We start from the raw sequence: 15,201 nt of genomic DNA, 5'->3' as shown, positions 1-15,201 counted from the left end.
AAATTACTATATGGCTTCGACAGAAATGCCCCGGAACTCAAACAGCAATCAATCCGGATATGAAAACTATTCAGCGTCTGTTAACCGTTTCTCTTTGATGGCAAGCGATTTTCTGGCTATGACAGGTGTCTTTGTTCTTTCATGGTGGATTGAAAGTAATCGCACTGATGTTCCATTTTCCCTCGTCTTTAAAAGCGGATCAGATATCGCCAGGGCGTGGAGTTTTCTGGCTATAGCCGTAATTATGCTTCTCTGGTCCTGGGGCCATCTACGACATTATACTTATCGTAAGCCATTCTGGAGTGAACTGAAAGAAACCTTACTGATGCTCATTGGGCTAGCTGTCGCCGATTTAGCAATAGTAGCTATTTCTAAATGGAATTTTTCTCGGCATCAGTGGGCTATATTTTGGTTGACGATTATGTTTATTCTGCCATTTTGTCGGTGGCTAACTAAATTATTATTAATTAAGTTTAAATATTGGAATATGCCGACAATTATCATCGGTAGTGGGAATAATGCTCGTGATGCTTATTTAGCTATTTGCAGCGAGCGGTTACTTGGTTTTGGAGTTATGGGCTTTGTTGCACCAGATAATAATTGTGCAATTAGCCCAGAAAAAACTCTCCCATTTTTTCATCTTACTCCTGAACAATTACTTGGAAAATTTCACCAACACAAGATTTTTATAGCCCTTGAATATGAGCAAAATCAACTACAAGACAAATGGTTACGCTACCTCTCTGCTCATAATATTCGTAATGTATCGGTGATCCCAACATTACGTGGGGTTCCACTCTACGGCACAGATATGTCTCACTTTTTTAGTCATGAACTATTGATGCTGAGGGTGAAAAACAAGCTTGCTAAAAGATCATCAAGTATTCTTAAACGTAGTTTTGACATTATTGTTTCTTCACTTTTATTGATACTTCTTTCCCCCTTGTTCTTTTTTATTGGTTGGAAAGTTTCTCGTGATGGAGCATCTCCTTTCTACGGCCATGAACGTATAGGACAAGGAGGACACAAGTTTAAGTGCTTAAAATTTCGTTCTATGGTTATCAACTCCAAAGAAGTACTAGAAAATCTACTTAAAACAGATAAAAACGCTATGGAGGAATGGAAAAAGGACTTCAAACTCAAAAATGATCCGAGAATCACTCCTATTGGTAATTTTCTACGTAAAACCAGTCTTGATGAACTTCCACAACTCATTAATGTGTTAAAAGGAGAAATGAGTCTTGTTGGCCCAAGACCTATTGTTGAAGAAGAACTAGAACGTTACGGAGATGATAAGTCATATTATCTCATGGCTAAACCAGGTATGACGGGGTTATGGCAAGTGAGTGGACGTAACGATGTTAACTATGAAACACGTGTATATCTTGATAGCTGGTATGTAAAAAACTGGGCGCTCTGGAACGATATCGCGATTCTGTTTAAAACAGTCAACGTAGTATTAAAACGAGATGGAGCCTATTAGGGCTATAATCTCCGTGTTTTTAGGTTATGGCTCCAATTTATTCATCATCAATAAATTGGAGCTATAACCGAATCCTCACCCACTGTTTAAATGGGAGTTGGGTAGAAGCTATACCAGCCTGTAGATGTGTACGAGTTTTCGGTATCGAGCCTGTATTGCATTTGTGCAAATACCTTTTCTCAAAGGTGACTGTCCAGAAAGCCACCAAATTCGATAATAAAACGACTCATTGCCATTACAGCATGGTCCATCTGTGACGCAGATTGGATGACCAGCCACATTACTTTATTCACGGACTCATCTGACGGGAACACCTTACGCTTTTTAATCGCATGACAGATAACACTGTTCAGAAATTCATCGCATTCGTTGTGTAGATAACCCTTGCGGATCATTCAATCTTTGCCATCTGAATGTTCTCAAATAGAAAATAGACATACTGTACATGATTCAATAAGTTATTGTCACAACCTGTTTTTGCAACACTGATTTTGGAATAATTTTTTAACTTTCTTAGTTCCATAAGAATCAGTAATAAGTATTATGTCAAAAACAGCTTTGACCTCAATGGAGATAACTAAATAGCTGTTTCTAAGGGTAGATCACTGAAAAAATAAGAAAGAAAGGAACTCAGTCCAAATTTAGCGATCTGATCAATTGCTAACTATCACAAATGACTAACAGGACTGAGCCATGTCTATCATAGCACCAATACCCCGTCCCGAACGACGTAGAATGCAAAAAGAAATCCAACGGACGTCTGATAAAGGGTATGCCCGTCGGCTGATAACGATGCTATTACTGCATTCGGGAAAAACGATTGTCGAGACCAGCGAGATTACCGAGGCTGCCCGTTCTTCTATTGGACGGCTGCTGAATTGGTTCACCGACGGCGGAATGGACGCGTTAGCCAGCCTCTCCGCAGGCAGACCCAAAAGTCTCCCTGTCAGGAAATGCAGGCGATGGAGTACAGAACTTCTGGCTGACCCGTTGAATTCGCTCTTTCAAAACACAGTGGCAGCTTTTACAGTCAGGCGCTGGCTCCCTAAAATTGGCATTGTCTAGCGCAGGGCAGGACCCACACTTCATATTCGTGATCCCCATTGTGAAGAAAAAATGGCAAAAATTAATGAAGCCCTAACCATATGCAGCCGCGATAACCCCGTTTTCTATGAAGATGAGGTAGATATTGATCTCAACCCGAAAATCGGGGCCGATTGGATCTTGAAAGGGCAACAGAAAAAAGGGGTGACGCCGGGAAACAACGGTAAACATTATCTGGCAGGCGCACTCCACGCAAAGACAAGCCACGTGCTTTATGTCTCGGGCTCTCAGAAAAATTCCGATTTGTTCATCGCCATGCTGGAAAAACTAAAACGCCATTACCGGAGAGCGAAAACCATTACAATCATTCTGGACAACGACATTATTCACAAAAGCCGCCGGACACAACTGTGGTTAAAGAATAACTCTAAATTCAAATTGTTATTCCAGCCGGTTTACTCGTCTTGGGTCAATGTGATTGAGAAACGGTGGCACGCCTTACATGAAACGATCACACGCAACCACAAGTTGCAGATATATGTGGCAACTTCTCAGGCAGGTTAGGCATTTTATGGGCACGGTATCACCCTATCCCTGAAATGGGCATGGAATGGCAAAAATGTAGCACAATTAGGATCAGCTATTTAGAATATTTTCAGAGGTCGTTACTGATAAAATCAATACAGTTTATGTTATTCCCTTTTCTATGAGAAAATACTATTTCAATTTACAGCCACAAATTGAAAACTACTTCACATCCCTTCTCTCTTAAAAAAATATATTAAATTGGAAAATCACACAAATTATCAAACAAGTCACAAAAAACATAGGCATTAAAAAATGGCAATTAAAGAAATAAAAGAATATTTAAATAAAAATGCATATATTAGATATGTTAGATATATTCTAATTCCATCTATTTTTACTTATGAAAAAGAAGTAAAAAGAAATAAAAGGTACCATAAATATAATCTTTCTGCATTATATGCGTTCCAAGAAGCCATGAATGACATTAACAAAAATTTTTGGCTTGATTGGGGAACTTTACTTGGCGCCATAAGAGAAAATAATTTTATAGAACATGATAATGATCTAGATTTTGGTATGTATTTATCAGATTTTTCTAGTGAAGTAGAAGCGTCGCTAATAAAAAAAGGATTTAAAAAAATAAAGAAATTTGAAAAAAAAGATGGAATAACAGCTCTTGAATTAACTTATTCTTTCAAAGGTGTTCAAGTTGATATATTTTTCTATCAACCCCAAAATGACCATATGATTTGTCATCATTTTGGAAAATTTGACGACCCTATAATGAATAATAATATCAAAGAAGGCACATGTATTACCTTCCAAAATTATTGTCCTCAATTTGAACTAACAGATTTTGAATTTCAAGGAAGAGTTTTTTCTATACCCAAAAACACTATAGAATATTTAACCAACTACTACGGAACTGACTTTATGAAACCAGTAATAGAAACTGAATACATCCCTGACAAATATTCTTATACTAAACCAATCGGTGTTGGTAAATACTATTTGTATTAACATAATAATCTTATTTATCAAAATTATTAATAAAAATTTCAATAACCACTTCTTTAGGGAGTGGCTTAAAGATAATAAAAAATAATTATTCTACTTGTTAAAGTATGATATAATTTCAAAAACAAAGAAGTCTGGGAAGTTTACTGCGTGATTGAAAACACTAAAGATATAGATGAACTAATTAGAAATATATTAAATTTAGAAAAAAAACAATAAAATAAATATTTCTCTGCTTGGTGGTATGACAAATACCAACTATCTAATATTTATTGATAATAAAGAAATGGTTTTACGCATACCCGGAAAAGCAACAGAAAATTTTATAAACAGATATAACGAAAAGACCAATAGTGAATTGATGTCTTCGTTAGGAATTAATGTTAATGTTCTTTATTTCGATCATCACACAGGGATAAAAATAACAAAATATATAAAAAACTCCTCTGCTTTATCACCTAAAACAGCTAAATCTAAAGATAACATATTATTAATTAGCCATAAACTTAGTGAATTACATAAATCAGATTTTAAATTCAATAATCATTTCAATGTATTTAATGAATTCAATCATTATTGGTCTCTACTGAAAAACAAAATAATTCCTTACTCTTTTGAACAAAAAGAAGAAGTAATACAATTTTTTCTTCAATCAGAGGAAATACTAAACACACTAGGCATAGAATGTTGTCCTTGTCATAATGATTTAGTTGCAGAAAATATACTCAAATTTGATGATAACATCTATATCATTGACTGGGAATATTCGGGCATGAATGATCCAATGTTTGATATTGCAGCTTTATTTTTAGAATGCAATTATTCACCAGAGGAACAGATAGAGTTTCTTTCTAATTATTTTAAAGAAAAAATTGACGCTAATACATTGAAAAAAATACTTTTATTCCAGTTCACACAAGATGTCCTCTGGACAATATGGACAATGGTGAAAGAAGAAAATGGAGAAAATTTCGGCAACTATGGCATCAATCGCCTTATGCGTGCTTATAAAACAATGCAAACATACAAGTTAAATTATGCTTAATGAATACCAAAAATTATGGGCTAATTTCCATGGGTTATTATCTGGCATTTTCTGGGGATTAAGCGGAGTTCTTTTAGCTTTAGTATTAAAAGATAATACTCTTGCCTCTTTTTTTATTATTCCTATAATCATTGCATTTCTTAATGATTCAATTTCGTTAGTATATATGATTTTTTATTTACTATACAAAAAAAATCAGAAAGCAATATTGTCCATTTTCAAAGAAAAAAATAACTTAATTATCTCTATAGCCGCTATATTTGGCGGTCCTATGGGAATGTCTTTTTATATTTTAGCAATAAAAAATATTGGTATAGGATATACTGCAACCATTTCCGCATTATATCCAGCGATTGGCACCTTAATATCGTTTTGTCTGCTTAAAGATAGAATCCATAAAATAGGACTATTAGGTTTACTATTAGCCATAGTATGTACAATGGCCTTAGGTTATTCAGCCTCTACTCAAGTTATCTCTGGAGGAAGAGAAATAGGATTCCTTTTTGCTTTCTTATGTGCTTTGGGCTGGGGTGCCGAAGTTGTAATCAGTTCTTACGGCATGAATAAAAACATTCCTTCGGATATTGCTTATTTTATAAGGCAATTATCATCTTCCTTGGGCTACTTTATTCTTATCATAGTCTTCATTCACTCCTTTCCAGGAGTAATACATATTTTTTCAGATATTAAATTATCTACTTTACTATTTACAACTTCTTTAGCTGCAACAGCATCCTACCTTTTTTATTATCGTGCTATAGAAAAATTACGTCCGATCAGAGCGATGGCTCTAAATATAACCTATTCTATATGGGCAATATTCTTTTCATATCTAATTATAGGCGAGCCCATATCTGTAAATTTATTATTTATATGCTCAGGTGTTTCTTTAGGTTCATTTCTAACGGTCGTTAACCCTCGTGATCTAAAAAAATTAAGATTATCTCTCAAATGAATGCAATAATTTTAGCTGCAGGTTTAGGCTCTCGATTTAAAGAGCTGACAACAAACAACCATAAAGCTCTTCTTCCTATAAATGGAATACCGAATATTGAACGCACCATACAATATCTGAATGATGTTAATGTGAATGAGATTCATATAGTTACTGGTCATATGGCTCATTTATTCGATTATCTAAGAGACAAATATCAATGCAATTTGATTCATAACCCAAATTATGCAGATTACAATAGCATACAATCTTTCAAATTAGCCTCTGGATTTTTTAATGATTCTATAGTTATAGATGCTGATGTTGTATTGTTAAAAAATATTTTAGTTTCACTAAAAAAAAGCACTTATTATGTTATTGAAAGACCAGAGAGTTCTAATAAAGAATGGATTCCTATATTAAATAATCATGGCATAATTGAGAGCATGCAAGTCAGTAACACTAATGCACCATCTCTTCTCGGTATATCTTACTGGAATACTTCTGCATGTGCTCTTATTAAAAAAGAACTACCTAAATATCTTGATCATAATACATTAAAAAATAGTAAACTTTATTGGGATAATATACCAATATCCCTATTAGACAAAATAGATGTTGGTACACTCTTAGTAGAAAAAACACACGCAGCAGAAATGGATACTGTAGAAAATTACAACTACATCTGTAACAATTTAATTAAACCATGCTAAACATCGTCCTATTCGAACCAGAAATTCCGCCTAATACAGGCAACATCATCCGCCTGTGTGCCAACACAGGCTGTCAGCTTCATCTCATTCAACCTTTAGGTTTTACATGGGACGACAAACGCTTGCGTCGTGCGGGGTTAGACTACCATGAGTTTGCCAATATCAAACAACACCACGATTACAATGCATTCCTGGAAAGTGAAGGACTCAGTTCCGTCAATTCACAATCTCCTATTGGAGCGCGCCTATTTGCCTTAACCACAAAAGGCACTCCAGCACACAGTAGTGTGAGTTATCGTGATGGTGATTATTTGATGTTCGGCCCTGAAACTCGTGGCTTACCATCTTATGTGTTAGATAACATGCCAACTGAACAGAAAATCAGAATTCCTATGCTGCCAGATAGTCGTAGCATGAATCTGTCCAATTCTGTGGCAGTGGTTGTGTTCGAAGCATGGCGGCAGCTGGGTTATCCAGGTGCGTTATTGCGGGATTAAGATTAATAGGACATTTAGCGTCTAATCCACGCTAAATGTCCTATCTATTAATACTCATAAGAAAAGAGACAGAATTTCAAATTCCATCCCCATTCTCAAATCCATTATTGATGCCATTAAAATGCTGGTTCATATCCAGCGATGGCTTCTCACTTTCCGGTTTACCCACAATCCTCGCCGGTACACCTGCCACTGTGGTATGAGGTGGAACTGATCTTAATACAACTGAGCCTGCCCCAATTTTTGCACCTCGACCAATTTCGATATTGCCGAGGATTTTGGAACCCGCACCAATCATCACCCCTTCACGTACTTTCGGATGACGATCTCCGCTAGTTTTACCTGTTCCCCCAAGAGTTACAGATTGCAGAATAGAAACATCATTTTCAACTACCGCCGTCTCACCGATTACAATACCTGTCGCATGGTCAAGCATGATGCCACAGCCAATTCTGGCGGCGGGATGAATATCGACACCAAAAGAAACTGAGATCTGGTTTTGCAGATAGACTGCCAATGCCTTGCGATTTTCTTTCCATAGCCAGTGAGCAATACGGTAGGCTTGCAGAGCATGGAAACCTTTAAGATAGAGTAATGATGTCGAATACTTATCTACTGCCGGATCGCGCAGTCGGACAGCTTTGATATCACGTGCAGCCGATTCAATCATCTTAGGATCACTGCGATACGCACTTTCAACGACTTCTCTGACTTCAATAGGGGGCATAATCGGTGATGCTAGCTTATTTGCCAGCATGTAGCTCAAGGCACTACCAAGATTTTCATGCTTGAGTAGTGTCGCGTGAAAGAAACTGGCTAACATGGGTTCACAGTCTGCCAGCGCCCTCGCCTCGTTTTTTATATTTTTCCAGACTTCGTTCAGTTCTGCTCGCGACATATCAGTGTTCTCATTTATTTAAGAGTGAGAGCCTTCTCCCTCATCTCTTGTCGCTCTTCCCAACAATGTTTGGGCAGCCTCAATCACATCTTTATTGCAGTATAGTATCTGGTAGATCTGCTCTGTGATAGGCATTTCAACACCCACTCGTTCCGCCAAGGCACGGACTTCTTTGGTATTGCGATATCCTTCAACAACTTGCCCGATCTGACACTGTGCTTCATCAACACCGATACCTTTTCCCAACATCATGCCAAAACGACGGTTACGGGATTGGTTATCGGTACAGGTCAGAACTAAATCACCCAATCCAGCCATTCCCATAAATGTCGAAGGATCAGCCCCCAACGCCACACCAAGGCGGCTCATCTCCGCCAATCCGCGGGTGATCAATGCTGTACGGGCATTAGCCCCAAATCCCATACCATCAGAGATCCCTGCACCAATTGCAATAACATTCTTTATTGCCCCGCCGAGCTGTACCCCAATGAAATCTGGGTTTTTGTAGACTCGAAAGCTTTTGCCGCAATGGAAAAACTGTTGTAGTTCTTCACCAAACTCAGGTGTGGTGGCAGAAACCGCAATCGCTGTTGGTAAACCAGCCGCTAGCTCTTTTGCGAATGTCGGGCCAGAAACTACAGCCAAGGGGATTTCATCACCTAATATCTCACGAGCGACATCTTGTAATAAGCGCCCTGTTTCCGCTTCAAGCCCCTTGGTCGCCCACACAATGCGGCTATCCTGTTGTAAATGTGGCTTTATCTGCTGTAAGACATCTCCGAAAACATGGCTGGGAACCACGACCAAGATATTGTGGCTGGCTGAAACAGCGCTTTTCAGGTCAGACTCAAGCAGTAAGCTATCAGGAAAAGAAACATCCGGTAAAAATGCCTGATTACAACGCGCCTGTTGCAACGCATTGACGTGCTCAGGGTTATGCCCCCAAAGCACAACATCGTGCCCATTGCGAGCCAAAGTAATGGCTAAAGCGGTGCCGTATGAACCGGCACCGATCACTGTCATAGAAGCAGTATTCATTAGGCTTCCTGTTCAGCCTCATTAGGCTGAGATTCAGCCTGCTGTTGCAGATAATTCATGAACAGCGCATCAAAGTTAACAGGAGCCAGGTTCAGTTGTGGGAAAGTACCACGACTTACCAAGCTGGTGATGCACTCACGGGCGTATGGGAACAGAATGTTCGGGCAATATGCACCTAAGCAATGTGCCAGCTGGGTTCCTTCAATACCATCAATAGAGAAGATACCCGCTTGCTGAACTTCACACAGAAACGCAGTTTCTTCTTCCAGTGTCGCAGTGACGGTAACACGCAGAACAACTTCATAAACTCCCTGAACCAATTCATTGGAAGCAGTGTCCAGATCCAATTTAACTTCCGGCTGCCAATCCTGCTGGAAAATCTGCGGGGCTTTTGGTGCTTCGAAAGAAATATCTTTCGTGTAAATACGCTGGATCTGGAAAGCCATTTCTGTGTTGTTTTGTTCTGACATAATGATGTTTACCTTTTTCAGATGTCCTTAAGCTGTTCAATAATGCAAGCTATTACTTGCAGCTAAGTTCGTTATCTCTTGCCATGAGCCAATGGCAGATTTTCACCCGCCCAACCAGCAATCCCCTCTTTCAGGGAATAAACCTGCTCAAAGCCTAAACGAACCAGATTTTCCGCTGGTGTTCTGGATTCTAGCCCATTCGCTGAAACTACGATAACAGGCTGTTTTTTATGTTTCTCCAACTCACCTAAATTACTGTCTTTAATTTCAGATGGCGTCAGGTTAACGGAACCAATAATATGCCCTCTGCGAAAATCGTCACGGGAGCGTAAATCCACGACGATAGCTTCTTCCTTGTTGATGAAATGGATGGCCTGAGCACGGGTGATCTCTTTACTCTTGGAGAACACGCTTTTTACCGTCATAACAATGACAGCCACCAGCAATGCAATCCAGACAAGGCTCAGGATCGTGTTCCGGCTAATAAATTGCATGATTTCTTGCAGCATGGAGGGCAACAACTCCCGTTAGTTAATAACAAATATCTAAGGTAGAAGAGTATACCTGTGTGTTGCCTCAATTACAGCCAATTAGCATCAATCCAATGCAGATTTTGCGGAGAGTTTCGAGAAAAATTAAAAAACATGCCGAGAACAACTTGATTGTCATACATCAATAAAATATTTCATGTAACACTGGAGCAAGGCAGGATCTTCGACCATAAATGGACTAAATTAACTAAAACTTATATTAATGATAAAAAACAGTCTGTTCTCTGGTCAGGGGCAATTCCTCATGAAATAATCAGGCGCTATTTAGCAGCAGGGTACCCAATAAAATGGCTGAAAATAAGGATCTCAATAGCCGTAAAAATCGGCAGAGGCAATACAAATTGCAAAATAAAATCAGAGTGTTACAACTCTGTGCCTTGTTGTTCACCTTTCTCAGTTTCAGTACAAATACTTTCGCTAATCCAATTTCAGAGAATAAAAATCAGCTCAAAGATATTCAACAGGATATTGCCGAGAAAGAGAAAAGCGTAAAACAGCAACAAAAACAACGTGCAGATCTGCTTAACCAATTAAAAGAACAAGAAAGCACTATCTCCGAAGTGGGACGCTCGCTGCATACAACACAGACTCGCCTGAATAAACTGGAAAACGACGTTTCATCATTAAATACCAATATCAAGCACCTGCAAACACAACAAAAGGAGCAACGTCAATTACTTGCCAACCAATTGGATGCTGCATTCCGGCAAGGAAATCACCAAGGGTTAGAGTTGTTGCTCAATGGACAAGAAAATCAGCGCAAAGAACGTATTCTCGCCTATTACAGTTATTTAAATCAGGCTCGTCAGGAAACTATCGCTAAACTGCAAAAAACCACTGAAGAACTTAACCAACAAAAAAAACTGCAACTAGAAAAACAAAGTGAACAGAAAGCGATACTGGCCAGCCAAAAACAGCAAAAGCAAAAGATGGAAACTGCCCGCACTGCACGGCAAAAAACATTAACGACACTCGAATCTTCATTGAAGAAAGATCAACAGAGTCTGGCTGAGCTTCGGCAGAATGAAACCAGACTGAGAGACAAAATTGCCAAAGCTGAGCGGGAAGCCAAAGCGCGTGCTGAACGTGAAGCACGTGAAGCAGCTCGTGTTCGTGCCCAAGTTGCTGCTAAGCAGAAACAAGCACAACAAAAAGGTTCCAGCTATAAACCAACAGAAGAAGAACGTGCTCTCATGGCACGAACTGGTGGCCTTGGGCGTCCTGCAGGGCAAGCAATCTGGCCAGTACGCGGTCGTGTTATCCATAGTTTTGGCGAAGCAATACAAGGTGAACTTCGCTGGAAAGGCGTTGTTATCTCAGCAGCGGAAGGGACAGAAGTCAGGGCAATTTCAGATGGTCGTGTCTTGCTGGCAGACTGGCTACAAGGCTATGGACTGGTTGTTGTGATTGAACACGGTAAAGGTGATATGAGCATTTACGGTTACAACCAGAGTACATTGGTCAGTGTTGGGCAACAGGTTCGGGCAGGCCAGCCAATAGCCTTGGTTGGCAGTAGCGGCGGGCAGCAACAACCTTCACTGTACTTTGAAATCCGCCGTCAAGGGCAGGCTGTTAACCCTTTACCGTGGTTAGGGAAATAGGATAGGAATACAAGTAATGGTGAAGATGCGGTGTCGTTTAATAAAACAGGTTAATGTATTCACTTTTTTATCTTGGATACCGCTATTCTTCACATCATTGCTATTTGCTTTAAATGCACAAGCTGCACGTTTAGCCATTGTCATTGATGATGTTGGCTATCGTGTTAATGAAGAAAATAAAATCTTACAAATGCCCGTTGCGGTTTCTATCGCCATCCTGCCCAACTCTCCGTATGGCAGGAAAATGGCGGGAAAGGCTTATCAGCAGGGACGGGAGATTTTAATCCATTTGCCAATGGCCCCATTAGGCAGGCAACCGCTGGAAAAAAATACACTCCATCCTGCCATGGACAGGGAAGAAATTGCCCGTATTATTCAAGATGCGATACAGAAAGTTCCCCATGCTGTGGGTATGAATAATCATATGGGCAGTGCGATGACATCGAATCTCAGTGGCATGGAAAAGGTAATGCAAGCGTTATCCCATTATCACCTTTACTTTCTGGACAGTGTGACAATAGGTAATACACAAGTTACCAAAGCGGCAATGGGAACCCCTGTTCCCGTGATCCGAAGAAATGTGTTTTTGGATAATATTCAAACCGAAGCCGAAACACGGCATCAACTTAACCGAGCAATTTCACTTGCCCGCAAGCGAGGTTCTGCCGTTGCAATTGGGCACCCATATCCCACGACCATACGCGCCTTACAGCAAGCACTTGCAACATTACCCGGTGATATTGAACTGGTGACACCCAGCCTGTTGTTAGATCATCAAACTGCACGTAAGTGCATACAACCCCATGAGCCAAAACCTGCACCAGCGACTCAGTTGGAGTATCTCAAGATGGTCAAAAAGGCATTATCTAGCAGTGTTATCTTTAATGCCTTCAATCGGTACATGCAAAAACTTTTGGGGAATTACACGACAAAAAAAACGCCGGACAAAACAGAAGTAAAACACACACTGGCAAATAAAACGGAAACTCGACCAGAAAACGATCAAGCAGGCATCCAAAAAACTAAAGACGCCTGCGCTAATTTTTAATCCCAATTTAAGATAACTTTGCCAGATTGCCCTGAACGCATGACATCAAAGCCTTTCTGATAATCATTAATCGAGAATTGGTGAGTGATAATCGGGGATAAATCCAGACCAGATTGGATCAAAGCCGCCATCTTGTACCAGGTTTCGAACATCTCACGCCCGTAGATGCCCTTGATAAATAATCCCTTAAAGATGACCTGGTTCCAATCTATCGCCATATCCGAAGGCGGAATACCTAACAGAGCAATGCGCCCACCGTGGTTCATGGTATTGAGCAAAGTATGAAACGCTGGTGGAGCACCTGACATCTCCAACCCAACATCAAAACCTTCCGTCATTCCCAGTTCTGCCATGACATCAGTTAGATTTTCTTTGCTAACATTCACAGCACGGGTAACACCCATTTTACGAGCTAACTCAAGGCGATATTCATTGACATCAGTAATCACGACATGACGGGCACCAACATGCTTACATACCGCTGCAGCCATAATCCCGATAGGACCAGCGCCTGATACCAGTACATCTTCCCCCACCAGATCAAAAGACAGTGCAGTGTGTACCGCATTACCAAATGGATCAAAAATCGCAGCCAGCTCATCGGGTATATTGTCTGGGATCTTAAAAGCATTAAATGCGGGAATAACCAGATATTCAGCAAAAGCACCTTCACGGTTCACACCCACACCCGTGGTATTGCGGCATAAATGCGTACGTCCACCTCGACAATTACGACAGTGGCCACAGGTGATATGGCCTTCACCAGATACACGATCACCAATCTTGAACCCTTTTACTTCCTGACCAATCGCAACAACTTCACCAACATATTCGTGCCCCACTACCATCGGGACAGGGATAGTTTTTTGCGACCAATCATCCCAGTTATAGATGTGAACGTCCGTCCCACAAATAGCAGTCTTACGGATTTTAATCATCACATCATTGTGCCCAAGCTCCGGCGTGGGCACATCTGTCATCCAGATACCTTCTTCTGGCTTTAATTTGGACAATGCTTTCATAATGATACCTTAAGCAATGACATCCAATTGCTTACCAATGCGGATAAATGCAGCCACCACACGTTCAATTTGTTCTTCAGTATGAGCAGCTGAGATCTGGGTTCGGATACGCGCCTGACCTTTCGGCACAACCGGATAGAAAAACCCAATCACATAAATGCCTTCTTTCAGTAGTTCTGCGGCGAATTCCTGCGCCAGTTTTGCATCCCCCAACATAACAGGAATAATCGCATGATCTGCTCCCGCCAGCGTGAAACCTGCGGATGTCATTTTTTCACGGAACAAATTCGCGTTTTTCCAGAGACGCTCACGCAGATCATCGCCACTTTTCAGCATGTCCAGCACCTTGATCGATGCAGCGACAATGGCTGGAGCCAGTGAGTTAGAGAACAAATATGGGCGTGAACGCTGACGCAACCATTCAACCACTTCTTTACGCGCGGCAGTATAACCACCTGATGCGCCACCCAGTGCCTTACCTAGCGTACCGGTGATGATGTCAATACGTCCCATAACATCACAGTATTCATGAGTGCCACGACCATGCTTGCCAACAAAACCAACTGCATGTGAATCATCCACCATAACCAACGCACCAAATTCATCAGCCAGGTCACAGATAGATTTCAGGTCAGCAATAACGCCATCCATTGAAAATACCCCGTCAGTTGCGATCAGGATATTTTGCGCACCGTCTGCTTTTGCCTTTTCCAACTGCACCCTTAATTCTTGCATGTCATTATTGGCATAGCGGTAACGCTTTGCTTTGCATAAGCGGATGCCATCAATGATAGAGGCATGGTTCAAAGCATCGGAGATAATGGCATCTTCTGGCCCAAATAGGGTTTCAAACAGACCGCCGTTTGCATCAAAGCACGAGGAGTACAGAATGGCATCTTCCATACCCAAAAATTCAGCAATCTTATTTTCTAATTCTTTATGAGAATCTTGTGTACCACAGATAAAACGAACAGATGCCATACCAAAACCATGACTATCCATGCCTGTTTTTGCCGCTGCAATCAAGTCAGGATGATTGGCTAAGCCTAAATAGTTATTGGCACAAAAATTAATAACTTGGTTACCCTGCGCAACAGCAATATTGGCATCCTGAGCAGAAGTGATTATACGCTCACTTTTGAATAATCCTTCGGAGCGGGTTTGTTCCAACTGCTCATTAATTTTCTGGTAAAACGACGCTGACATTTTTCTCTCCTGAATCCCTAACTAAGTGAAAGGCATGATGTATTTTACTGATAGATCCTGCTAGTGACGACACAACGAGAAAGTTAATCTCAACTTTGTAAAGCTG

14 protein-coding genes and 2 pseudogenes are annotated in these 15,201 nt (G+C 40.4%); 9 read left to right on the top strand and 7 right to left on the bottom strand.

Features of this window, described 5'->3' with window-relative positions; genetic code table 11:
* The first annotated feature begins 10 nt into the window (after positions 1–10).
* Positions 11–1,483, top strand: coding sequence for an undecaprenyl-phosphate galactose phosphotransferase WbaP (wbaP, locus tag WDV75_RS21630; protein ID WP_273557769.1), 1,473 nt, complete (start codon positions 11–13; stop codon positions 1,481–1,483).
* A gap of 179 nt (positions 1,484–1,662) precedes the next feature.
* On the opposite strand, the pseudogene WDV75_RS21625 reads toward wbaP, so the two are convergent.
* Positions 1,663–1,868 (bottom strand): annotated as a pseudogene (locus WDV75_RS21625) (transposase); the annotation flags it as partial.
* Positions 1,869–2,176: 308 nt separating this feature from the next.
* Here WDV75_RS21625 and WDV75_RS21620 point away from each other — a divergent pair.
* The 6 genes and pseudogenes from WDV75_RS21620 (at position 2,177) to trmL (ending at position 7,261) form a co-directional block, all read left to right on the top strand.
* A pseudogene (locus tag WDV75_RS21620) lies at positions 2,177–3,125 on the top strand (IS630 family transposase).
* A gap of 242 nt (positions 3,126–3,367) precedes the next feature.
* Positions 3,368–4,075 carry a LicD family protein gene (locus WDV75_RS21615; protein ID WP_273557770.1) on the top strand — a complete coding sequence of 236 codons (708 nt, stop codon included), beginning with the start codon at positions 3,368–3,370 and terminating at the stop codon, positions 4,073–4,075.
* A 241-nt stretch (positions 4,076–4,316) separates the two neighbouring features.
* Positions 4,317–5,117, top strand: a complete 801-nt coding sequence (locus WDV75_RS21610; RefSeq protein WP_273557771.1) for a choline kinase family protein — start codon at positions 4,317–4,319, stop codon at positions 5,115–5,117.
* Complete coding sequence (locus WDV75_RS21605) at positions 5,110–6,072, top strand: DMT family transporter (protein ID WP_273557772.1); 963 nt, start codon at positions 5,110–5,112, stop codon at positions 6,070–6,072. Before WDV75_RS21610 ends, WDV75_RS21605 begins: the two co-directional genes overlap by 8 nt.
* Positions 6,069–6,764: an NTP transferase domain-containing protein gene (locus WDV75_RS21600; RefSeq protein ID WP_273557773.1), complete on the top strand. Its 696-nt coding sequence runs from the start codon at positions 6,069–6,071 to the stop codon at positions 6,762–6,764. Before WDV75_RS21605 ends, WDV75_RS21600 begins: the two co-directional genes overlap by 4 nt.
* A complete protein-coding gene (gene trmL, locus WDV75_RS21595; protein ID WP_273557774.1) occupies positions 6,758–7,261 on the top strand; it encodes a tRNA (uridine(34)/cytosine(34)/5-carboxymethylaminomethyluridine(34)-2'-O)-methyltransferase TrmL in 504 nt (167 codons plus the stop codon). Before WDV75_RS21600 ends, trmL begins: the two co-directional genes overlap by 7 nt.
* 76 nt (positions 7,262–7,337) lie before the next feature.
* Here trmL and cysE read toward each other — a convergent pair whose 3' ends face one another.
* The 4 genes from cysE to WDV75_RS21575 all read right to left on the bottom strand — a co-directional run bounded on the left by cysE (position 7,338) and on the right by WDV75_RS21575 (position 10,176).
* Positions 7,338–8,159, bottom strand: coding sequence for a serine O-acetyltransferase (cysE, locus tag WDV75_RS21590; RefSeq protein ID WP_273557775.1), 822 nt, complete (start codon positions 8,157–8,159; stop codon positions 7,338–7,340).
* Positions 8,160–8,177: 18 nt separating this feature from the next.
* Positions 8,178–9,197, bottom strand: coding sequence for an NAD(P)H-dependent glycerol-3-phosphate dehydrogenase (gpsA, locus tag WDV75_RS21585; protein ID WP_189759445.1), 1,020 nt, complete (start codon positions 9,195–9,197; stop codon positions 8,178–8,180).
* A complete protein-coding gene (gene secB / locus WDV75_RS21580) occupies positions 9,197–9,667 on the bottom strand; it encodes a protein-export chaperone SecB (protein ID WP_189759444.1) in 471 nt (156 codons plus the stop codon). Before secB ends, gpsA begins: the two co-directional genes overlap by 1 nt.
* Positions 9,668–9,738: 71 nt before the next feature.
* Positions 9,739–10,176 carry a rhodanese-like domain-containing protein gene (locus WDV75_RS21575; protein ID WP_273557776.1) on the bottom strand — a complete coding sequence of 146 codons (438 nt, stop codon included), beginning with the start codon at positions 10,174–10,176 and terminating at the stop codon, positions 9,739–9,741.
* Between the two features lie 329 nt (positions 10,177–10,505).
* On the opposite strand from WDV75_RS21575, the gene envC reads away from it, so the two are divergent.
* Positions 10,506–11,819: a murein hydrolase activator EnvC gene (gene envC / locus WDV75_RS21570; RefSeq protein WP_273557777.1), complete on the top strand. Its 1,314-nt coding sequence runs from the start codon at positions 10,506–10,508 to the stop codon at positions 11,817–11,819.
* A 16-nt stretch (positions 11,820–11,835) separates the two neighbouring features.
* Positions 11,836–12,867, top strand: coding sequence for a divergent polysaccharide deacetylase family protein (locus tag WDV75_RS21565; protein WP_273557778.1), 1,032 nt, complete (start codon positions 11,836–11,838; stop codon positions 12,865–12,867).
* On the opposite strand, the gene tdh is transcribed toward WDV75_RS21565, so the two are convergent.
* Together tdh and kbl are read right to left on the bottom strand one after the other, a co-directional pair.
* Entirely contained in the window at positions 12,864–13,889 is a 1,026-nt protein-coding gene (tdh, locus tag WDV75_RS21560) for an L-threonine 3-dehydrogenase (RefSeq protein WP_273557779.1), read from the bottom strand. The genes WDV75_RS21565 and tdh overlap by 4 nt on opposite strands.
* A gap of 9 nt (positions 13,890–13,898) precedes the next feature.
* Positions 13,899–15,095, bottom strand: coding sequence for a glycine C-acetyltransferase (kbl, locus tag WDV75_RS21555; RefSeq protein WP_273557780.1), 1,197 nt, complete (start codon positions 15,093–15,095; stop codon positions 13,899–13,901).
* Positions 15,096–15,201: the final 106 nt, after the last annotated feature.

Origin of the sequence: Xenorhabdus griffiniae, from assembly GCF_037265215.1 — a bacterium.
Taxonomy (GTDB): domain Bacteria; phylum Pseudomonadota; class Gammaproteobacteria; order Enterobacterales; family Enterobacteriaceae; genus Xenorhabdus; species Xenorhabdus griffiniae.
Note: the sequence above shows the minus strand (reverse complement) of the source record. Positions and strands in the feature narration are given on the sequence as shown.

Coding starts and splice junctions, on each gene's coding strand:
- wbaP (WP_273557769.1), top strand. CDS start 11: ATGGCTTCGACAGAAATGCCCCGGAACTCAAACAGCAATCAATCCGGA.
- WDV75_RS21615 (WP_273557770.1), top strand. CDS start 3,368: ATGGCAATTAAAGAAATAAAAGAATATTTAAATAAAAATGCATATATT.
- WDV75_RS21610 (WP_273557771.1), top strand. CDS start 4,317: ATGACAAATACCAACTATCTAATATTTATTGATAATAAAGAAATGGTT.
- WDV75_RS21605 (WP_273557772.1), top strand. CDS start 5,110: ATGCTTAATGAATACCAAAAATTATGGGCTAATTTCCATGGGTTATTA.
- WDV75_RS21600 (WP_273557773.1), top strand. CDS start 6,069: ATGAATGCAATAATTTTAGCTGCAGGTTTAGGCTCTCGATTTAAAGAG.
- trmL (WP_273557774.1), top strand. CDS start 6,758: ATGCTAAACATCGTCCTATTCGAACCAGAAATTCCGCCTAATACAGGC.
- cysE (WP_273557775.1), bottom strand. CDS start 8,159: ATGTCGCGAGCAGAACTGAACGAAGTCTGGAAAAATATAAAAAACGAG.
- gpsA (WP_189759445.1), bottom strand. CDS start 9,197: ATGAATACTGCTTCTATGACAGTGATCGGTGCCGGTTCATACGGCACC.
- secB (WP_189759444.1), bottom strand. CDS start 9,667: ATGTCAGAACAAAACAACACAGAAATGGCTTTCCAGATCCAGCGTATT.
- WDV75_RS21575 (WP_273557776.1), bottom strand. CDS start 10,176: ATGCTGCAAGAAATCATGCAATTTATTAGCCGGAACACGATCCTGAGC.
- envC (WP_273557777.1), top strand. CDS start 10,506: ATGGCTGAAAATAAGGATCTCAATAGCCGTAAAAATCGGCAGAGGCAA.
- WDV75_RS21565 (WP_273557778.1), top strand. CDS start 11,836: ATGGTGAAGATGCGGTGTCGTTTAATAAAACAGGTTAATGTATTCACT.
- tdh (WP_273557779.1), bottom strand. CDS start 13,889: ATGAAAGCATTGTCCAAATTAAAGCCAGAAGAAGGTATCTGGATGACA.
- kbl (WP_273557780.1), bottom strand. CDS start 15,095: ATGTCAGCGTCGTTTTACCAGAAAATTAATGAGCAGTTGGAACAAACC.